The sequence below is a fragment of the Ralstonia sp. PBBBR1 genome (genome assembly GCF_002256165.1).
In the GTDB taxonomy this organism is placed as follows: domain Bacteria; phylum Pseudomonadota; class Gammaproteobacteria; order Burkholderiales; family Burkholderiaceae; genus Ralstonia; species Ralstonia thomasii.
Map to the genome: position 1 here is coordinate 534,854 of NZ_NKIL01000003.1, position 19,195 is coordinate 554,048.

Genomic DNA, 19,195 nt, shown 5'->3' on the forward strand with positions numbered 1-19,195 from the left:
CGTCGTCCGGCGTGATGGGGTCGTCGGTCATGTCTGTCATGTCCGTGCTCACCGCAGCTTCAGGGTCGACAGGCCGATCAGCACCAGCATCATGGTGATGACCCAGAAGCGCACGACCACTTGCGTTTCCTTCCAGCCGGACAGCTCGAAATGATGGTGCAGCGGCGCCATGCGGAACAGGCGCCGGCCCTCGCCATAACGTTTCTTGGTGAACTTGAACCACGTCACCTGCAGCATCACCGAGACGGTCTCCGCCACGAAGATGCCGCCCATGATGAAAAGCACGATTTCCTGACGCACGATCACGGCGATGGTGCCCAGCGCCCCGCCCAGCGCCAGCGCGCCGACGTCACCCATGAACACCTGTGCCGGATGCGCGTTGAACCACAGGAAGGCAAGCCCCGCACCCGCCATCGCCGAGCAAAAAATCAGCAGCTCGCCTGCGCCCGGAATGTGTGGGAACAGCAGGTATTTGCTGTAGACAGCGCTGCCCATCACGTAGGCGAACACGCCCAGCGCGCTGCCCACCAGCACAACGGGCATGATGACGAGGCCATCGAGGCCGTCGGTCAGGTTCACCGCATTGCTGGAGCCGACGATCACGAGATACGTCAGGATGATGAAACCGAACACGCCGAGCGGGTAGCTGATCTCTTTGAAGAACGGCACGATCAGGTGCGACTTGGCCGGCAGGTTCAGCGACAGGCCGCTGCGCACCCACTCCATGAACAGCTCGAGCACGCGCATGTTGCTGGTCTCGGACACCGAGAACGCCAGATACGCCGCCGCAAACAGGCCGATCACGGTCTGCCAGAAGAACTTCTCGCGCGAAGACATCCCCTTTGGATCGCGGTGCACGACCTTGCGGTAGTCATCGACCCAGCCGATCGCGCCATAGCCGAGCGTGACCAGCAGCACGATCCAGATGAAGCGGTTGCCCCAGTCCGCCCACAGCAGCGTCGACACGGCAATGCCGATGAGCACCAGCACACCGCCCATGGTGGGCGTGCCGGCCTTGACCAGGTGCGTCTGCGGGCCATAGCTGCGCACAGCCTGGCCGACCTTCAGCTCGGTCAGGCGACGGATCACCCACGGCCCGAACCCGAGGCCGATCACCAGCGCCGTGAGCGATGCCATCACGGCGCGGAACGTCAGATAGTTGAAGACGCGCAGGAAGCCGTAGTCGTTCTGCAACCATTGCGCCAATGCCAATAACATGGGTTCTTGCTTCCCTTAATGCTGCTGTTGTGTGCTGGAACCGGTCGGCAAATCCGCCACCGGGTCTTTCAAGACCAGCGCTTCCACAATGCGTTCCATCCGCATGAAGCGCGAGCCCTTCACCAATACCGTCGCGGCCGGCGCAATGGCGGGCACACCGTGTTCAATCAAGTCTTCCGCCGACGCAAAATGCTGTGCGCCCGGGCCGAAGGCATCGACCGTGTGGCGCGCAAGCTCGCCGGTTGCCAGCACTGCGTCGATGCCGCGCGCGCGCGCGTAGGCCCCGATCTCTTCGTGGAATGCCGGCCCCTGAGAGCCCACCTCGCCCATGTCACCCAGCACCAGCCAGCGCGGCGCGGGCAGCGTGACAAGCGCGTCAATCGCGGCGCGCATCGAATCCGGGTTCGCGTTGTACGTGTCGTCGATGACCAGGCCGCCATGCGTGCCCTGCTTGCGCTGCAACCGCCCCTTGACGGGTGCAAAGTTGCCCAGCGCTTGCGCAATCACCTCGGGAGCGACACCGGCTGCCAGCGCGCACGCCGTCGCCGCCAGCGCATTGCGTGCGTTATGCAGGCCCAGCAGCGGCAAGGTGATGACGAAACGCTGGCCCGGAGCCTGCACTTCAATGCGTTGCCCGTCGGCGGTGTCCACCACGGTGCCCGTCACGGCCCCGGCATCCATACCGAAATCGAGCACGCGCCGCGAGCCCGCCGCGGCTTTCCACACCGGCGCATATTCGCCACCGTTGGCCGCATCGCGCGGATACACCGCCACGCCATTGGCCGGCAACGCGGCCAGCACAGCGGCGTGTTCTTCAGCCACCGCTTCCACGCTGACCATGAATTCCTGGTGCTCGCGCTGCGCGTTGTTGATCATCGCGACGGTCGGCTGGGCAATGGCGGCCAATACAGCCGTTTCGCCCGGATGGTTCATGCCGAGTTCAAGCACGGCCAGCTTATGTTGCGCGTTCAGGCGGAACAGCGTGAGCGGCAGGCCGATGTCGTTGTTGAAATTGCCGGCGGTCGCCAGGCGGGCGTCTTCACCCACGGCCTGCGCGAAGATCGCGGAGATCATCTCCTTGACCGTGGTCTTGCCGTTGCTGCCCGTCACGGCGACGACGGGAATCGGGAACTGGCGGCGCCAGCCGGCGGCAAGCTGGCCGAGCCCGAAGCGCGTGTCGGCGACAGTCAGCACGGCCACATTGGTGACATCCAGGGTGGCAGCCGGTGCGCGCGACACCAGCACGGCAGCAGCGCCACGCGCCACCACCTCGGGCAGGAAATCGTGCGCATCGAAACGCTCGCCGATCAGCGCGACGAACAGGTCGCCCGGCTGGACGGCGCGGCTGTCGGTCGTCACGCGCAGGATCGCCGCATCGGGGCCGGCCAGATGGGCGCCGGTCATCCAGGCAGCGGCGTCGGTGGCGCGCATCATCACGGTCGCGGCGCTCATGCATTCACCCCGCGGGCGGCGAGTGCCAGGCGCACGTGTTCCTGATCGGAGAACGGCCGCTTGCGACCGGCAATCTCCTGCGTCGATTCATGCCCCTTGCCGGCCACGACGATCACGTCATGCGCATCGGCATGCCGCACGGCGTGGAGGATGGCAGCCGCGCGGTCCTCGATCTGGGTGGCGGCACGCGGATTGTCCATGCCGTCGGCGATCTCGTCGAGGATGTGCTGCGGATCTTCGCTGCGCGGGTTGTCAGAGGTCAGCACCACGTGCGGCGCCAGGCGCTCGGCGATGGCGCCCATCTGCGGACGCTTGCCGGGGTCGCGGTCGCCGCCGCAGCCGAACACGGCCCACAGCTTGCCGCCGCGCGCTTCGGTGATCGGCGCGAGGGCGCGCAGCGTCTGCTCCAACGCGTCGGGCGTGTGAGCGTAGTCGACCACAACCAACGGGCCGTCTTCGCCTCCAAACCGCTCCATGCGGCCACTCACGGGTTGGAGTTTTTCCAGGCGTGCGATGGCGTCCTGCCACGAAACACCGGCAGCGAGCAGTGCGCCAAGCACAGCCAGGAGATTCGATACGTTGAACAGGCCGACGGTGGACACATGAACGGTCGCCCGGCCAAAGCTGCCGTCTACGTCGAACGTCGTGCCGGTGCGATGTGCGCGCACGTTGGTGGCGCGCAGCCATTGCCTGGCGCCGTGCTGTGCAGCGGCGTCGCCGTCGATGCCGTATTCGATGGTCTCGACATCGGCGCGGGCGTTCTGCAGCAAGCGCACACCGGCCGCGTCGTCGCGGTTGATGACCGCTGCGCGCAAGCCCTGCCAGCCGAACAGTCGCGCCTTGGCGAGTTCGTACTCGGCCATCGTGCCGTGATAGTCGAGGTGATCCTGCGTCAGGTTGGTGAACACCGCGATGTCGAAGCGGGTGCCATCCACCCGGCCTTGCTCCAGGCCATGCGACGACACTTCCATGGCGATGGCGCGAGCGCCCGCGCGGTGCAGATCGGCGAGGCTGCGCTGAAGCTGGATGGCGTCCGGCGTGGTAAAGCCGGTGGTAGCCAGCGCGTCGACAAACCCGGTTCCGAGCGTACCCACCACTGCGCAACGCTCGCCGTGTTTGGTCAGCGCCTGCGCAATCCATTGCGAACACGATGTCTTGCCATTGGTGCCCGTCACACCAATCACACGCAGCGCTTCCGGACCCGGCACGCCATACCACTGCGCGGCCAGCGGTCCGGCCAGTTCAGCCAGGCCGTCAACCGGCAGGATGCGCACGGGCGCGTCGGCGGGCATTGCGTAACCATGGGCTTCGGCCAGCACGGCGGAAGCGCCAGCCTCGATGGCCTGCGGAATATGCGGACGGCCATCGCCACGCTGGCGCGCATTGCCGAGCACGTAGGCCACGAACACATCGCCGGTCTTGAGCTTGCGCGTGTCGCTGGTGAGGTCGGCACGCGCGGGTGCCTGAGCGCGCAACCAATCCACCACCGGCGTGAGGCGGGCATCGATCGTCGGACGATCGGAAGTGGGCTTGGCTGTCATTGCAGGCCTCCCACCGGTTCTTCCGGCACATCCGGGGTCATCACGAGCTGCCGTACCGGCGAATCCGGCGGCACGTTCAACGCGCGCAGGGTACCGCCCACGATTTGGGAGAACACCGGGCCGGCCGCGCCACCGCCATAGCGGTTACCCACCGTAGGCTCGTCCACGCTCACGGCCACGATGATGCGCGGGTTTGACATCGGCGCCAGGCCAATGAACGAGGCACGATACTTGGAGCGGTCATAGCCGCGTCCGGTGTGCTTCCAGGCCGTGCCGGTCTTGCCGCCGACGCGATAGCCCATCACCTGGGCCTGCGGTGCGGTACCGCCGGGGGCCGTCACCGTCTCCAGCATCTGACGGACCTGGCGCGCCACCTCCGGCGAGATTACGCGCTCGCCCTGCGGCGGCTGGCCATCGGTGCGGTACATGGTGATCGGAATCAGCTCGCCATCGTGCGCGAAGATGGTGTACGCGTGCGCAATCTGGAACAGCGACACCGACAGACCGTAGCCGTAAGACATGGTCGCCTGCTCGATGCGGCGCCATTTGTTTGCCGGCCGCAGCCGCCCCGCCACCGCGCCCGGGAAGCCGATCTTCGGCGCCTGCCCCAAGCCAACGCTGGTGAACATATCCCACATTTCCTGCGGCTTGAGCATCATCGCGATCTTGGTCGTACCGATGTTGCTGGAGTGCTGGATCACCTGGGCGACCGTCAGCGTTCCGTAGTTGCCGGTATCCGAAATGGTCGCGCCTTCGAAGCTGTATTTGCCGTTGGTCTGCACCAGCGTGTTGGGCGTCACGCGCTTGAGCTGCAGCGCCAGGCTGATCGTCACCGGCTTCATCATCGAGCCGGGCTCGAAGGTGTCGGTCAGCACGCGGTTGCGCAGTTGCTCGCCCGACAGGCGACTGCGGTCGTTCGGGTTGTAGGTCGGATAGTTCGCGAGCGCCAGCACCTCGCCGGTCTGGGCATCCAGCACGATCGCGCTGGCGGCCTTGGCGTGGGTGCGCTCGATGGCGGCTTTCAGTTCGTTGAAGGTCAGGTACTGGATCTTGGCGTCGATCGACAGGGTCTGGTCATGCCCATTACGCGGGGCCTTGAGCACGCCCACGTCTTCCACCACGCGGCCCAGCCGGTCCTTGATCACCTGACGCTGGCCCGCGGCACCCGCCAGGTCGGACTCGCGCGCCAACTCCATGCCTTCCTGGCCCTTGTCCTCAACGTTGGTGAAACCGACGATGTGCGCCATCGCCTCGCCTTCCGGGTAGAAACGCTTGTACTCTCGCGTCTGATAGATGCCTTCGATCTTCAGCGCTGCAATCTGGTCGGCCACCTCCGGCAGCACTTGACGCTTGAGGTAGACGAAGCCCTTGTCTTCGCCGAGCTTGCCCGAAAGCTCCTTGTTGTTCATGCCCAGCAGCTTGGCGAGCTTCATCATGTCTTCGCCAGGCACGTTGTTGGGCACGTCTTCGGGCACGGCCCAGATGGCCTTCACCGGCAGGCTCGTGGCCAGCACCAGACCATTGCGATCGAGAATCTTGCCGCGCGTGGCCGGCAATTCCAGCGTGCGCTGGAAGCGCTTCTTGCCTTCAGCCTCATAGAAGCGGTTGCCCGGGCCTTGAATCCACAGCGCACGGCCGATCAGTGCCAGGAACGCCGCGAACATCAGGAACACGACCAGCTTGGAGCGCCACATGGGCAGGCGCAGGCCCAGCACCGGGCTGGCGGAAAACTGACCCAGGCGCGCGCGCGCCGTGGTGCCGTTGGATTTGCGTGCGCCGCTCATGGCTGGACTCCGGAAGCCGTGGGCGCGCTCGCCGCCGCCGAGGAAGCCCCGGAGGACATCCCCGCAGCCGGCAAATCGGCAAACCCCTGCAGATACTGCGTGCGACCCGCCTGCGCGGGCGACATCTTCAATTGCCTGCTCGCGATGTCGGCAATGCGAGCGCTCTTGCCCAGCGCGCTCTGCTCATATTGCAGGCGCGACCAGTCCGTGTTGAGTTGCTTCTCTTCCGCCTGCGCGCGATCCAGCGCGACAAACAGTTGCCGCGCCTGATGCTGCGCGTTGACCAGCGACAGCGCGCACAGCACCAGCGCAGTCAGCAGGAACATGTTCAGGCGGTTCATGGGGCGGCCTCGTCGGTCAGCAGCGTTCGGCCACGCGCATGATGGCCGAGCGCGCACGCGGATTGGCCGACACTTCCGCCTCCGACGGCTTCACGCGGCCGAGCAGGCGCAACTGCGGCGCCGGCAGCTCATGCGCACGCAGCGGCGCCCGACGCAGTTCCGGCGCGGCGGATTGCTCCGGGCGCGCCAGCGCCTGCATGAAGCGCTTGACGATGCGGTCTTCCAGCGAATGGAAGCTGATCACGACGAGACGTCCCCCCTGTTCCAGACGGTCAAAGGCGGCCTTCAGACCGGTTTCGAGGTCCGCAAGCTCTTGATTGACGTGAATCCGTAAAGCTTGAAAGGTGCGGGTCGCAGGGTCTTGGCCCTTCTCGCGTGTTTTGACGGCTTGCGCCACGAGCGCGGCAAGCTCGGATGTGCGATCGAGAGGACCTCGATCCCCGGATTGGCCCCGGCGAGCAACAATCGCCTTTGCAATCTGTACAGCAAACCGTTCTTCCCCATAGTCCCGTATCACCCTCGCAATGTCGCGCTCATCAGCTTCGGCCAGCCATTGGGCTGCGGTGATGCCGCGCGTGGTGTCCATCCGCATGTCGAGCGGGCCATCCATCCGGAACGAGAAGCCACGTGCGCCTTCGTCGATCTGCGGCGAACTGATGCCGAGATCAAGCAGCACGCCGGCCACCTGCTCCACGCCACGCGCGTCCAGGCATCGGGCCATCTGCGCGAAGCTGTCATGCTCAATAGCGAAGCGGGCATCCTCTACGGTGCCCGCTTCGGTGATTGCTGCCGGGTCCTTGTCGAAGGCGACAAGTCTGCCGCCAGGCCCCAGCCGTTCCAGGATGCGCCGGCTGTGCCCGCCTCTCCCGAAGGTTCCATCGATATAGATACCGTCGTCGCGCCAGATGAGCGCATCGACCGCTTCGTCTAAGAGCACCGTCTGATGGCGCAGTCCCGTACTGGTTTGGGTTGTCATCGCGCGTCATCAAAAGGAGAAATTCTTGAGGGCGTCGGGCATGCCTTGCGCCATGGCGGCCTGCTCCTTCGCGGTGTACGTGGCGGCGTCCCAGACTTCGAAGTGGCTGCCCATGCCGAGCAGCATCACGTCACGTTCAAGGGAGGCGGCCGCGCGCAGTTCCGGGGTGATGAGGACGCGGCCAGCGGTATCGAGTTCGACATCGGCGGCGCTGCCCAGGAAGATCCGTTTCCACCAGTGGGCTTCCATCGGCAGCGCGGCGATGCGCTCGCGAAAGCGTTCCCACTCGGGGCGCGGAAACAGCATGAGGCAGCCATCCGGGTGCTTGGTCACAGTCACCCGGCCTTCGGCCTGCAGCTGGAGCGCTTCGCGGTGCCGCGACGGAATGGACATCCGCCCTTTGGCATCCAGCGTCAGCGCCGACGCACCCTGGAACACGTTGGTTTCTCTCTCCGTGTGGCGACTCGATCGCCACTCACCTTGCCGTCAACTGGCCCGCAAACGGCCGCTTTAAACCACAAAACTACACTTTCTGACACTGTTTCCCACTTTAGAGGAACGACTTTAGGCGGTCAAGGCTTGCGGAGGCCTGCGAGACGGAAAATTTGCAATCAGAACAATGACTTAGCGCACCCCGCCAGAGGAGCCGAATCACTTTTCCCAATCAAATGAAGGAGATAGCGTGGTTTATGCAGAAACCACGTGAGAGAACGGCGCGCGACAGCGCCCCCCGTGCGAGGGCGAAGTCCATACGCGGTAAAGCTCGGGCAAACGGAGGAGCGTGCGGTATGCCGCCGGCCTGCGAGCGACGCTGCACGCGTCAGATGCGGTACGCGGCAGTCGTCATGACGCGTGACGCGGCACGCATGGCTTGGCGGATCGGCGCTGGCAGATCAATGCCGCCGGCCTGGCGCGCGTTGTCGCCGTGACGGATCTCGTCGTCGCGCATCTGGGCGACGATGGCGCGCGAGCGGGTGTCCTGTTCGGGCAAGGTATCGAGATGGCCATCGAGGTGATGCTCGACCTGGCGCTCGGTCTCAGCGACGAAGCCGAGACTGATCTTGTCGCCGAGGCGTCCGGCCACCGCGCCGATCGCGAAAGCGCCGGCATACCACAGCGGGTTCAGCAAGCTCGGGCGATCGTTCAATTCCTGCAGGCGCTGGGCGCACCAAGCGAGGTGGTCCTCTTCTTCGCGCGCGGCTTCGTCGAGCTGGGTCCGGATGGCCGGGTCCCGGGCAAACAGCGCTTGCCCCTGGTACAAGGCCTGGGCGCAGACCTCGCCGACATGGTTCACGCGCATCAGGCCGGCGGCATGGCGGCGGTCGGCCTCAGAAAGCTTGGTCGCGTTGTCGGCCGTATTTGTGGAGGCGGCGGACGCGATAACGGCATCAGCGGGGTTCGGTCGGCTGGCGCGGGTGACGCCTGCCACAGCGCGCAAGGCGCGGTCGAATTCGGGGATGAAGCGGTCGAGCATGAGTACGGGCACCGCCGGCAATGGCGTGCGGCGCAATTGCCATTGTAAGGCCGACACCGGGCAGGATCTTGCGTCCGATCAGAACCCGGCCGTCCAAACACTACTGTACGGGATAACCCTGTTGGTGCGCGGATCGCATCCAAAACCGCAAGGAATCGAGGGAGCACATCGCCGATCTATTTCAAATTTGGAAACAGCCTGTTGCCGGGATCAGACAGCAAACGCTCGTTTACGAACATTCGTTCGCAAATTTCGACCGAGCCCAGCACCACGTTGTTACATTAGTCAGCGACTTCGTTTGAAAGTCATGGGGCGGGAAGACAAGAACGGAGGGTCTGCCTGCCACTGAACGCAATAAATAAAGATCTGGAGACCGACCGATGAAGAAATCGCTGCTGGCATTGGCAGTACTGGGCACGTTTGCGGGTGTTGCGCAGGCTCAGTCGAGTGTGACCCTGTATGGCGTGGTCGACGCCAACATTGAGTACGTCAACCACGCGCAAGCCGTAACGGCTGCGGGGGTGGTCATCCCGGGCAGCAGCGGCTCGCGCCTGGCGATGCAGGCCGGCGGCCTGTCTTCCAACCGCTGGGGCTTGCGCGGCGTCGAAGACATCGGTGGCGGTCTCAAGAGCCTGTTCGTGCTGGAATCGGGCTTCGCCATGGACACCGGCACGCTGCAGCAGGGCGGACGCCTGTTCGGCCGGCAGGCGTTTGTCGGTTTGCAGGGCAACTGGGGCAAGATCACGCTGGGTCGGCAATACACCACGATCTTCGACATGATGGCGAACTTCTCGCCGACCGGTTACGCCACGCAGTATGAGCCGGTGGTCGGCCAGCTCGGTCCGAACTTCCGCGAAGACAACATGATCAAGTACACCGGCGCATTCGGCCCGGTGACAGTGGAAGGCCACTGGGCGTTCGGCGAACGCGCAGGCAGCCAGACCGCCAACTCGGCGTACGGCGTGGGCGCAAACTACTTTGGCGGCCCGTTCGGCCTGGGTATCGCCTATGACGAAGTGAAGGTGCTGACGGCAGCCGAAGCCCTGGGCGGCCCCGGCAACGAGTACGCCAAGGACAAGCGCGCCGCCATTGCCGCCAGCTATACGATGGGCCCGGTCAAACTCATGGGTGGCTATCGCTACGGCAAGACCGACACGGCCTCATCTGGTGCCACGCTGGCTCTGCTGCCGCACCGCGACGACTACTACTGGGCTGGCGTGAACTACCAGGTGACGCCTGCGCTGGGCCTGACGCTGGCGTACTACTACGACAAGATCAAGGAAGCGACCATCGGCGGGGCAACGGTCAACCCGCGTAATCCGCAGCAGTGGCAGTTCATCGCCGACTACAACTTCTCCAAGCGCACCGACGTGTATCTGAGCGCCGCGTATGCACGCAATGCGTCGCTGAACTGGGATTCGATCGGCTATGTAACGAACCCGGCAACGGGCGCGCAAACGTCGGTGGGCTATCTGCCGGCGGCATCGCAGACGTACTTCATCACGCCGAACTCGGATAACCAGGTCGGTGTGGCGATCGGCTTGCGTCATAAGTTCTGACACGCACTTTGTTGTTGCCCGCCGCCCCTCTCCTTGGCGGGCGCAGGAAGGCACCTTCGGGTGCCTTTTTGCATGGCCGCGCGCTATGCTCTTGCGATCGAGCCCGCCGCTGGATGGCAAGCCGACAGTAAAAGGAACGCGCGGCGCTTCAGAACGACAACAACGCGAACCTTACCGGAGACCCGCATGTCCTCTTCGACCTCTCCAACCATGGCGCCCTCCGCCCCCGGTGCGGCCGCCGACACCAGCCGCTCGCGCATCGTCTTCGCCAGCTTCATCGGCACGGCCATCGAGTTTTACGATTTCTATGTCTATGCGACAGCCGCGGCGCTGGTCATCGGCCCAGTGTTCTTTCCGCATGGGTCCGCCACGGCACAAGCGCTGTCGGCGTTCGTCACGTTTGGCATCGCGTTCATCGCTCGGCCGATCGGCTCGTTTCTGTTCGGCCACTTTGGTGATCGCATCGGGCGCAAGTCGACGCTGGTGGCGTCTCTGCTGGTGATGGGCATTTCGACCACGCTGATCGGACTCGTGCCGGGGTACGACAGCATCGGCACGCTCGCACCGATCCTGCTGTGCATCCTGCGCTTCGGCCAGGGCATCGGGCTGGGTGGTGAATGGGGCGGCGCGGCGCTGCTGGCCACCGAGAACGCACCAGCCGGCAAACGCGCCTGGTTCGGCATGTTTCCGCAGCTCGGCCCGTCGGTGGGTTTCCTGGCTTCGAACGGTCTCTTCTTCGGGCTGGCGATCGCACTGTCCGATGAGCAGTTCCGCAGCTGGGGCTGGCGCGTGCCGTTCCTGGTCAGCGCAGTGCTGGTGGCGCTGGGCTTGTATGTGCGATTGAAGATCGCTGAGACCCCCGCCTTCCAGGCAGCCATCGACCGGCAGGAGCGCGTGAAGGTGCCGGTCGCCACGCTGCTGGCGCACCACTGGTGGCCGACGCTGCTTGGCGCGCTGGCCATGGTCGTCTGCTACACGCTGTTTTATATCTCGACGGTATTTTCGCTGTCGTACGGCGTGGGCACGCTGCATTTCTCGCGCCCGAGCTTCCTGGGTCTGCTGTGCCTCGCCGTGGTGTTCATGGGGCTGGCGACGCCGCTGTCGGCATGGGCGTCCGACCGCTTTGGGCGCAAGCCGGTGCTGATCGTCGGCATCATCGCCGCCATTTTGTCGGGCTTCACGATGGCGCCGCTGCTGGGGAGTGGGCAGACACCGCTGGTGGCCCTGTTCCTCATCATCGAACTGTTCCTGATGGGCGTGACCTTCGCGCCGATGGGCGCGCTGCTGCCCGAGCTGTTCCCGACCAACGTGCGCTATACCGGTGCCGGCGTGTCGTACAACCTGGGCGGCATTCTGGGCGCGTCGATTGCGCCCTACATCGCGCAGAAGCTGGCCGAGCAAGGTGGCCTGAGCTGGGTCGGCATGTATGTATCGGCGGCCGCGGTGGTCAGCCTGATCGGCGTGCTTTGCATGCGCGAGACACGCCATACCCGGCTGATGTAAGGGCCACGCATATCAGCACGCTTAGTCCCAAGAGTGGCGGCCCGAGCGACCACGCTTGACGTCGCCACGCGCGCGCTTGCCTTCCAGGCGGCGCGTCTTGGAAGCGCGCGTGGGCTTGGTGGCGATGCGCGACCTGGGCACCGCAAGCCCCGTCGCGATGAACGCCGCCAGACGTTCGCGGGCATCCTGGCGGTTGCGGTCCTGCGTGCGAAACCGTTGAGCATCAATCACAAACACGCCCTCATCGGTCAAGCGGCGGTCGCGTTTTTCCAACAGACGCGCTCGCAATGCGTCCGGCAACGAGGGCGATTGGGCGATGTCAAAGCGCAACTCCACCGCCGTCGATACCTTGTTGATGTTCTGCCCCCCCGCTCCGCTTGCGCGCACAAAGCGCTCGACCAGCTCGGACTCCGGAATAGACAATTGGGGGGTGATTTTGAGATCGGTGCCGGGCATTGGAGCATTGTAGGGAGAACAGGGTCTTTCTGGAGATCAGCGTATGTATCGCGGAGAACGTTTCAACGGCTTCAGCCACTTGGCCGGGGCCATCCTTGCCGCTACCGGCATGGCTGTGCTCGTGACATCCTCGGCGCTGGACCACGATGCCTGGAAGGTGGTCAGTTCGGTCGTCTACGGCACCACGCTGGTCCTGCTCTACACAATTTCCACGCTGTATCACAGCCTGCGCGGCCCCGCCAAAAGCCTCTTCCAACGGCTGGACTATTGCGCCATCTATCTGCTGATCGCCGGCAGCTACACGCCGTTTGCGCTGGTCACGCTGCGCGGCCCCTGGGGCTGGGCGCTGTTCGGCATCAACTGGGCACTGGCCGCCATTGGCATTGCGCAGGAACTCTGGATCGGCCGCCGCACGCGCCTGTTCTCACTGCTGATCTACGTGGTGATGGGCTGGCTGGTGCTGATTGCCATGGGGCCGCTGGCTACCGCGCTGCCTGCACCCGGCCTGTGCTGGCTGGTAGCCGGTGGCGCGCTTTATACGACGGGCATCGGCTTTTTTCTCTTTGACGAGAAGGTGCGGCACTTCCACGGCATCTGGCACCTGTTCGTGCTGGCGGGCAGTGCGTGTCAGTTCGTCAGCATCCTGCTGTACGTCGGCTGACACACCATGAAAAAAACCGCGATTCCTCGCGGTTTTCTTCTTGCAGCTACGCAGACTCAGGCACGCTTCTTCATCGCCTCATCGCGCAGTTCGCGGCGCAGGATCTTGCCGACGTTGGTCTTCGGCAGCTCGTTGCGGAACTCGATGAACTTGGGGCGTTTGTAACCGGTGAGCTGGTCCTTGCAGAACTCCTGCAGCTTCTGTTCCGTGAGTGTCGGGTCGCGGCGCACCACGAACAGCTTCACCACCTCGCCCGAGTGGACGTCGGGCACGCCCACGGCAGCCACTTCCAGCACGCCCGGGCACATCGCCACGACGCCTTCGATCTCGTTCGGGTACACGTTGAAGCCCGACACCAGGATCATGTCCTTCTTACGATCGACAATCTTGGTGTAACCGCGCTCGTCCATTACGCCCACGTCGCCGGTCTTGAAGAAGCCGTCGGCATACATGACCTTGGCGGTCTCGTCCGGGCGCTTCCAGTAGCCGGCCATGACCTGCGGGCCGCGGATGCAGATTTCGCCCGGCTGGCCGATCGGCTGATCGCGGCCTTCGTCGTCGCGGATGGCGATTTCAGTGCCCGGAATCGGCAGGCCGACGGTGCCCGAAAACTTGTCGGTATCGGTCGGGTTGCAGATGGCCGACGGCGAGGTTTCAGACAGGCCATAGCCCTCGATGATCGGGCACCCCGTCACCTCGAGCCACTTCTTGGCCACGGCTTCCTGCACCGCCATGCCGCCACCGTTGGCCACGCGCAGGTTGGAGCAGTCGACATCCTTGAATTCCGGGTTGTTCAGCAGCGCGTTGTACAGCGTGTTCACGGCCGGGAACATGTGGAAGCGGTACTGCTTGAGCACCTTGATGAAGCCCGGAATGTCACGCGGGTTCGGGATCAGCACGGCCAGCCCGCCCTTGCGCATCGACAGCAGGCAGCACACCGTCAGCGCGAAGATGTGATACAGCGGCAGCGCGGTGATGGTGACGATCTCTTCGTCGGCAGCCAGCATGCGGCCGTCGCGGCCGGGCTTGGTGAGCGCCGGGTTCATCCACGCTTCCGATTGGAGCACGTTGGCGACGATATTTCGATGCAGCAGCGTCGCGCCCTTCGACACGCCCGTCGTGCCGCCCGTGTATTGTAGGAAGGCCACGTCGTCGGGGCCGACCGAGGTGGGCTTGAGCGTCTGCTTGGCGCCCTCTTGCAGCGCCGTATTGAAGCGGATGCAACTGGGAAGCTCCCACGCCGGCACCATCTTCTTGACGCTGCGCACGACAAAATTCACCAGCATGCCCTTAAGGCCGCCGAGCATGTCGCCCATGCTAGCCACCACGATGTGCTTGACCGGCGTATTGGGCAGCACCTGCTGCAGCGTCGTCGCGAAGTTCTCCAGGATGATGATGGCTTCGGCGCCGCTGTCCTTGAGTTGATGCTCAAGCTCGCGCGGGGTGTAGAGCGGATTGACGTTGACGACTACATAGCCTGCACGCAGCACGGCGGCCAGCGCCACCGGGTACTGCAGCACGTTCGGCATCATCAGCGCAACGCGGGCGCCGGGCGCCAGACCGCGCGATTGCAGCCACGCCGCCAGTTGGCGCGACAGCGTATCGAGCTCGCCATAGGTCAGTACCTTGCCCATGCATTCAAACGCATGGCGGTTGCGGTTCTTTTGGAAAGAATCCTCAAGCAGGTGGGCCAGCGATCGATACTGCGATGCATCGATCTCGGCCGGCACCCCGGCGGGGTACTGCTTCAGCCACGGTTTATCCATGGGTGTGTCTCCTGGCGATTGTCGATTTTTTCGAATGGTCGTTCGTTTTTTTTCGGCATCCTACGCGGATGTTTGTGTCAAAACAATAACTTAGACAGTTCCCTCGGCCGGTTGACCTTGCTTGAAACTGGTGCAGAAACCGGTGTTGGCATCACTTTTGTCTGATGTCCTCCGACGCGCCCATCGCCGAAGGCGCCAGTAATCGCAGTGCTGCCTCCCGCTGCGGTTTGGACTCGCGCGCCATGGCCTTGACGTCGTCATAAAAGCGCGCCCAGTCGCCGCCATCACGGTGATACAGCGCCGTGAACGCCGGCACCCATTCCAGGTAGCTCGCGACTGCGCCCAGATGCGCGTTGGACAGCGGCTGCGCAAACCAGCGGTCGTAACCGGTATAACCGCCCCAGCTTGCTTTGAGCTTGGTGTAATCGGCCTGGAGGCTCGCGAAGATGGCGCGTTTTCCGGCGCGCTTCTCGTCGTCCGACACTGGGCTGGCATACAACGCCTCAAGTCGGTTGCGATACTCCAGCAGCAGGGCGCGGAATTGTACGCGCCGGGCGTCGTACGTGGCGTATTCCGCGCGAATTTCCGGGGTGGCGGCATCCGCCAGCCAGCGTTCGACGCCAATGGTTTCCACGGCGGTGGCAAACGATTCGTTGAACGCGGTATCGCCCTTGGCGTAGACGACCTGGTGCGCCAGCTCATGAAAAATCAGCCGCGCCAGCTCACCTTCGGGCAGGCCGACGAAGGTGTTGAGCAGCGGGTCGTCGAAATAACCCAGTGTGGAATACGCAGGAATGCCGGCCACATCCACATCGAGGCCTTGGGCGCGCAAGGTGTCGGCGTAGGCCATGGCGGCGTTGCGGTCGTAGTACCCGCGATACGTCACGCAGCCGACGATGAGGAAACACCACTCCTTGAGCTTGACCGACAACTCCGGGGCGGCAAACACGTTCCACACCGCGAACGGACGCTTTAGATTGGCGTAGACGCGATAGCTGCCGTTGTCGGGCAGGCCCAGCTCGCGCGAGGCATAGATGCGGATGCTGCGTGCGTCTTCCAGCCGTTTGGCCAGCTTGTCGTTGTGAGCCTGCCGGGCGTTGTCGATCACCTGGTCGATCGACTCGCGCTGCGCCATCAGCGAGAGATGTCCGCTGACCGACTGATAGTAATAACCGACGGTGTCGCAGCCAGCCAGCAACGTCGAACCGGCAAGCGACAGCGCAAGACACAGCGCGCGTGCGGCACGCATGACGGCCCCGTCAGGCGGCCTGTGCCAACGGCGCGACCTCGACCAGGCAATCGTAGAAAGTGGGCGCGCGCCCCATGTCGGTCAGGCGCTGGCTGGTCAGCTCGTTGGCGTTGGTGCCGTCGGGCGCGAGCTTCTTCCACCAGATCGACAGGCCGACGACCACGCCGCGCCGCGCACGGTCGGTCACGCGGGCGCGCGCCTGCATGGTGCCGCGATCATTGAAGATGCGGACAAGCTCGCCGTCGACAACGCCGCGTGCATTCGCGTCGTCGGGGTGGATATCGAGATGCGGCTCGCCCTCGGTACTGCGCAGGCTGTCGACGTTGACGAAGGTCGAGTTCAGGAAGTTGCGCGCCGGCGGCGAGATCATCGACAGCGGATAACGCTTCGCCAGCTCAGGCGTGCTGACCGCCGACTCATGCGGCGGCACATAGCCGGGCAGCGGGTCAAGGCCGTCCTTGGCCATCTGCTCGGAATAGAACTCGCAGCGGCCCGACGGCGTGCGATAGCCGCCACGAGCCAGCGGCGCGGCGGGGTGCGCCAGCTTCTGCCAGCCGTCGCGCTTGAGCGTGGCCCAGTCGATGTGCGCGGCGGCCGGGTCGTCACGGCGCACGGCCTGGCTGGCGATATCGTCGTCCGAGTCGGCAAAGCAGGCGTCGTCAAAACCCATGCGCCGGGCAATGCGACGGAAGATCTCCGTGTTCGGCAACGACTGCCCCATCGACGCGATGGCAGCGTTGTTGGCCAGCACGTAGGTGTGACCGTAAGCCTTGTGCACATCGACATGTTCGAGCTGCGTGGTGGCCGGCAGCAGGATGTCGGCGTAGTCGGCCGTGTCGGTCTGGAAGTGCTCCAGCACCACCGTGAAGAGGTCTTCGCGCGCAAAGCCGGCGGCGACCTTGCGCGAGTCCGGCGCCACCGCCACGGGGTTGCTGTTGTAGACAACCACCGCCTCGACCTTTGGGCCAAACGACGCATCGCCCGGATGCAGCAGCGCATCGCCGATGGTGCTCATGTTGATCGTGCGGGGCAGCGCCGGCCAGCTCGGCAGCAGGTCAGGACGCTGCAGCTTCGCATTGTCGATGGGGAAGAAACCGGACGTCGATAGTTGCAGGCCGCCCGCTGCATCCCGCCACGCGCCCACCAGCGACGGCAGGCATGCGACCGCGCGCACGCCCTGCCCGCCGCCATGCGCGCGCTGCATGCCGTAGTTCAGGCGAATGGCCGCCGGCTGCTTGTCGCGCACGACGGTCGTGCCGTACAGCTTGGCGAGCCACTCGACATCCGCCGCGTCCAGCCCACACAGCGTCGCCGCATATTCCGGCGTGTATTGCTGCGCGCGTTCACGGAGCGCCTCGAAACCGAGCGTGTGATTGGCGATGTAGTCGTGGTCGAGCAGGTCATCGCGGATCAACACGTGGATCATCGCCAGCGCCAGCGCCGCATCGGTACCAGGGCGCACCGCCAGATGGCGATGGCACTTCTCGGCCGTCAGCGAGCGATAAGGATCGATGGCGACGAGCGTGGCGCCGCGCCGTTTGGCTTCCTGTGCGCGCGTCCAGAAATGCAGGTTCGATGCGATCGGATTGGCGCCCCAGATCAGGATCAGCTTGGCGTCCTGCACGTGCTCGATATCCATGCCGAGACTCGCGCCATACGTGTAGCGCAGCGCCGTCGCGCCGGCCGATGCGCAGATCGTGCGATCCAGCAGCGACGCGCCCAGCTTGTGGAAAAAACGCGCGGCCATGCTTTCGCCCTGCACCAGGCCCATCGTGCCGGCGTAGCTGTACGGAAGGATGGCCTCCGGGTTGCGCGCAGCAATGTCGCCCAGGCGCGTGGCGATGGTGTCGATGGCCTCGTCCCACGAAATCGGTTCGAACTTGCCCTCGCCCTTGGCGCCCACACGCTTCATCGGCGTCAACAGGCGGTTTGGGTGGTACGTGCGTTCTGCATACCGATTGACCTTGGTGCACAGCACGCCGGCAGTCGTCGGGTGGTCCGGGTCGCCCTGCACGCGGGTGGCGCGGCCGTCCTCGACGGTGACGAGCAAGGCGCAGGTGTCGGGGCAGTCGTGCGGGCAGGCGGCACGGATGACTTGGGTGGACATCAGGGGGCTCCGGAGTGGGTGGCGGCGGGTGCATGTCGGCGTTGTCGCACCGCCGCGAGTATCCGGAAATTGTAATCGCCTGCTAAGTGCTTCGCAGCGGCGTGGAGCCGCGCGTGACGAGCCGCCCCGTGAGCAGCACACGGCGCGTCGGCAAGGTGGGCTGCGCGAGGCGCTCCTGCAGCATCGCCATTGCCATGCGGCCGATGTCGTAGACCGGTTGCTCGATCACGGTGATGCCCGGGCCGGCGAGCTCCGTCCAGGGCTCGTTGTCAAAGCCCGCCACGGCAAGGTCGCGGGGCACGTCCAGCGAAAGCTGCCGCAACGCACGCAGCACGCCGAGCAGCGATTGCGCGTTACTCGCGACCAGCGCGTCGGGGCGATCACGTTCCGCGCCGGACAGCCACGCCAGCGTCTCGGCCTCCGCTGCCTCGGCGGTGGGCAGAATGAATCGCGCCTCGGCGGTGATGCCGCGGCGTGCCAGCGCCGTCGCGAATCCGGCCTGACGCTCAGCGCCCGTGCTGCTCGTCCGCCCGAACAGGCCGCCAATACGCCGGTAACCCTGCGCGGCGAGGTGCTCGGCCAGCGCTTGCGCCGCCTGCTGGTTGTCGAGCACGACGGCATCGGTGCCGCATGTGGGGCCGGCACGATCGATCAGCACGACCGGATAGCCGAGGTCCACGGGTTGCTGGGCTTCGGCAATGCCGCGCGTTGGCGAGAGGATCACGCCGGTCACGCGCTCCTCTTCCATCAGGCGCAGGTACATCGCCTCCTTCTCGGGGTCTTCGTCGGAATTGCACAGGATGACGCGCAAGCCGGCGGCATAGGCCGCGTCTTCCACCGCCCGGCTGACGCTGGTGAAAAACGGGTTGCGGATGTCCGAGACGATCAGCCCGACGGTCTGCGCCTGCTGCGAGCGAAGCCGCCGCGCCGACAGGTTCGGCCGATACCCGGACGCCGCCACCGCCGCATCGACGCGCCGGCGAAGCTCTGCGCTCACGGGCCCGCCAGCGAGTGCGCGCGACACGGTTGCTACCGACACCCCCGCTGCCGCCGCTACGTCCTTGATTCGAACCGTCATGCTGAAATCGTTTCCAAAGAAAGCGTCATC

General features: G+C 64.9%; 16 protein-coding genes. 3 read left to right on the forward strand and 13 right to left on the reverse strand.

Annotation, left to right across the window (positions count from 1 at the left end; translation table 11 throughout):
• Positions 1 to 48: 48 nt before the first annotated feature.
• From mraY to coq7, 8 genes are all read right to left on the reverse strand, one after another.
• Positions 49 to 1,218: a phospho-N-acetylmuramoyl-pentapeptide-transferase gene (mraY, locus tag CFE42_RS06025; RefSeq protein WP_004633075.1), complete on the reverse strand. Its 1,170-nt coding sequence runs from the start codon at positions 1,216 to 1,218 to the stop codon at positions 49 to 51.
• A 15-nt stretch (positions 1,219 to 1,233) separates the two neighbouring features.
• Positions 1,234 to 2,670, reverse strand: coding sequence for a UDP-N-acetylmuramoyl-tripeptide--D-alanyl-D-alanine ligase (murF, locus tag CFE42_RS06030; RefSeq protein ID WP_004633077.1), 1,437 nt, complete (start codon positions 2,668 to 2,670; stop codon positions 1,234 to 1,236).
• Entirely contained in the window at positions 2,667 to 4,211 is a 1,545-nt protein-coding gene (locus tag CFE42_RS06035; RefSeq protein WP_004633078.1) for a UDP-N-acetylmuramoyl-L-alanyl-D-glutamate--2,6-diaminopimelate ligase, read from the reverse strand. Before CFE42_RS06035 ends, murF begins: the two co-directional genes overlap by 4 nt.
• Positions 4,208 to 5,995, reverse strand: a complete 1,788-nt coding sequence (locus CFE42_RS06040; RefSeq protein ID WP_004633081.1) for a penicillin-binding protein 2 — start codon at positions 5,993 to 5,995, stop codon at positions 4,208 to 4,210. The genes CFE42_RS06035 and CFE42_RS06040 overlap by 4 nt, the downstream gene beginning before the upstream one ends.
• Positions 5,992 to 6,336: a cell division protein FtsL gene (gene ftsL, locus CFE42_RS06045; protein ID WP_004633083.1), complete on the reverse strand. Its 345-nt coding sequence runs from the start codon at positions 6,334 to 6,336 to the stop codon at positions 5,992 to 5,994. The genes CFE42_RS06040 and ftsL overlap by 4 nt, the downstream gene beginning before the upstream one ends.
• A gap of 16 nt (positions 6,337 to 6,352) precedes the next feature.
• Positions 6,353 to 7,312: a 16S rRNA (cytosine(1402)-N(4))-methyltransferase RsmH gene (gene rsmH, locus CFE42_RS06050; protein ID WP_004633086.1), complete on the reverse strand. Its 960-nt coding sequence runs from the start codon at positions 7,310 to 7,312 to the stop codon at positions 6,353 to 6,355.
• 9 nt (positions 7,313 to 7,321) lie between these two features.
• Positions 7,322 to 7,750 carry a division/cell wall cluster transcriptional repressor MraZ gene (gene mraZ, locus CFE42_RS06055; protein ID WP_004633088.1) on the reverse strand — a complete coding sequence of 143 codons (429 nt, stop codon included), beginning with the start codon at positions 7,748 to 7,750 and terminating at the stop codon, positions 7,322 to 7,324.
• A gap of 382 nt (positions 7,751 to 8,132) precedes the next feature.
• Positions 8,133 to 8,786 carry a 2-polyprenyl-3-methyl-6-methoxy-1,4-benzoquinone monooxygenase gene (gene coq7, locus CFE42_RS06060; RefSeq protein ID WP_004633089.1) on the reverse strand — a complete coding sequence of 218 codons (654 nt, stop codon included), beginning with the start codon at positions 8,784 to 8,786 and terminating at the stop codon, positions 8,133 to 8,135.
• A 380-nt stretch (positions 8,787 to 9,166) separates the two neighbouring features.
• On the opposite strand from coq7, the gene CFE42_RS06065 reads away from it, so the two are divergent.
• Together CFE42_RS06065 and CFE42_RS06070 are read left to right on the forward strand one after the other, a co-directional pair.
• Positions 9,167 to 10,345 (forward strand): porin, encoded by a 1,179-nt coding sequence (locus CFE42_RS06065; RefSeq protein ID WP_004633091.1) that lies wholly within the window; start codon positions 9,167 to 9,169, stop codon positions 10,343 to 10,345.
• A gap of 186 nt (positions 10,346 to 10,531) precedes the next feature.
• Positions 10,532 to 11,848: an MFS transporter gene (locus CFE42_RS06070; protein ID WP_004633092.1), complete on the forward strand. Its 1,317-nt coding sequence runs from the start codon at positions 10,532 to 10,534 to the stop codon at positions 11,846 to 11,848.
• Positions 11,849 to 11,869: 21 nt separating this feature from the next.
• Here the strand turns inward: CFE42_RS06070 and arfB are convergent, their stop codons facing one another.
• The gene (gene arfB / locus CFE42_RS06075; RefSeq protein ID WP_004633094.1) at positions 11,870 to 12,304 is read right to left on the reverse strand and encodes an alternative ribosome rescue aminoacyl-tRNA hydrolase ArfB; all 435 of its coding nucleotides are present in this window, start codon (positions 12,302 to 12,304) and stop codon (positions 11,870 to 11,872) included.
• 43 nt (positions 12,305 to 12,347) lie between these two features.
• On the opposite strand from arfB, the gene CFE42_RS06080 reads away from it, so the two are divergent.
• Entirely contained in the window at positions 12,348 to 12,965 is a 618-nt protein-coding gene (locus CFE42_RS06080; RefSeq protein WP_004633097.1) for a hemolysin III family protein, read from the forward strand.
• A gap of 56 nt (positions 12,966 to 13,021) precedes the next feature.
• On the opposite strand, the gene CFE42_RS06085 is transcribed toward CFE42_RS06080, so the two are convergent.
• The 4 genes from CFE42_RS06085 to CFE42_RS06100 form a co-directional block, all read right to left on the reverse strand.
• The gene (locus CFE42_RS06085; RefSeq protein WP_004633099.1) at positions 13,022 to 14,731 is read right to left on the reverse strand and encodes a long-chain fatty acid--CoA ligase; all 1,710 of its coding nucleotides are present in this window, start codon (positions 14,729 to 14,731) and stop codon (positions 13,022 to 13,024) included.
• Between the two features lie 151 nt (positions 14,732 to 14,882).
• The gene (locus CFE42_RS06090) at positions 14,883 to 15,980 is read right to left on the reverse strand and encodes an aminopeptidase (protein WP_004633100.1); all 1,098 of its coding nucleotides are present in this window, start codon (positions 15,978 to 15,980) and stop codon (positions 14,883 to 14,885) included.
• Between the two features lie 10 nt (positions 15,981 to 15,990).
• Positions 15,991 to 18,087 (reverse strand): molybdopterin oxidoreductase family protein, encoded by a 2,097-nt coding sequence (locus CFE42_RS06095; protein WP_004633102.1) that lies wholly within the window; start codon positions 18,085 to 18,087, stop codon positions 15,991 to 15,993.
• Between the two features lie 82 nt (positions 18,088 to 18,169).
• The gene (locus tag CFE42_RS06100) at positions 18,170 to 19,165 is read right to left on the reverse strand and encodes a LacI family DNA-binding transcriptional regulator (protein WP_004633104.1); all 996 of its coding nucleotides are present in this window, start codon (positions 19,163 to 19,165) and stop codon (positions 18,170 to 18,172) included.
• Positions 19,166 to 19,195 lie beyond the last annotated feature (30 nt).

Excerpts from the sequence above, each read along its gene's own strand:
- rsmH (WP_004633086.1), bottom strand. The coding sequence starts at position 7,312 with ATGACAACCCAAACCAGTACGGGACTGCGCCATCAGACGGTGCTCTTA.
- CFE42_RS06035 (WP_004633078.1), bottom strand. The coding sequence starts at position 4,211 with ATGACAGCCAAGCCCACTTCCGATCGTCCGACGATCGATGCCCGCCTC.
- CFE42_RS06085 (WP_004633099.1), bottom strand. The coding sequence starts at position 14,731 with ATGGATAAACCGTGGCTGAAGCAGTACCCCGCCGGGGTGCCGGCCGAG.
- arfB (WP_004633094.1), bottom strand. The coding sequence starts at position 12,304 with ATGCCCGGCACCGATCTCAAAATCACCCCCCAATTGTCTATTCCGGAG.
- CFE42_RS06095 (WP_004633102.1), bottom strand. The coding sequence starts at position 18,087 with ATGTCCACCCAAGTCATCCGTGCCGCCTGCCCGCACGACTGCCCCGAC.
- mraY (WP_004633075.1), bottom strand. The coding sequence starts at position 1,218 with ATGTTATTGGCATTGGCGCAATGGTTGCAGAACGACTACGGCTTCCTG.
- CFE42_RS06065 (WP_004633091.1), top strand. The coding sequence starts at position 9,167 with ATGAAGAAATCGCTGCTGGCATTGGCAGTACTGGGCACGTTTGCGGGT.
- CFE42_RS06080 (WP_004633097.1), top strand. The coding sequence starts at position 12,348 with ATGTATCGCGGAGAACGTTTCAACGGCTTCAGCCACTTGGCCGGGGCC.
- CFE42_RS06070 (WP_004633092.1), top strand. The coding sequence starts at position 10,532 with ATGTCCTCTTCGACCTCTCCAACCATGGCGCCCTCCGCCCCCGGTGCG.
- ftsL (WP_004633083.1), bottom strand. The coding sequence starts at position 6,336 with ATGAACCGCCTGAACATGTTCCTGCTGACTGCGCTGGTGCTGTGCGCG.
- coq7 (WP_004633089.1), bottom strand. The coding sequence starts at position 8,786 with ATGCTCGACCGCTTCATCCCCGAATTCGACCGCGCCTTGCGCGCTGTG.
- CFE42_RS06090 (WP_004633100.1), bottom strand. The coding sequence starts at position 15,980 with ATGCGTGCCGCACGCGCGCTGTGTCTTGCGCTGTCGCTTGCCGGTTCG.
- CFE42_RS06100 (WP_004633104.1), bottom strand. The coding sequence starts at position 19,165 with ATGACGGTTCGAATCAAGGACGTAGCGGCGGCAGCGGGGGTGTCGGTA.
- murF (WP_004633077.1), bottom strand. The coding sequence starts at position 2,670 with ATGAGCGCCGCGACCGTGATGATGCGCGCCACCGACGCCGCTGCCTGG.
- CFE42_RS06040 (WP_004633081.1), bottom strand. The coding sequence starts at position 5,995 with ATGAGCGGCGCACGCAAATCCAACGGCACCACGGCGCGCGCGCGCCTG.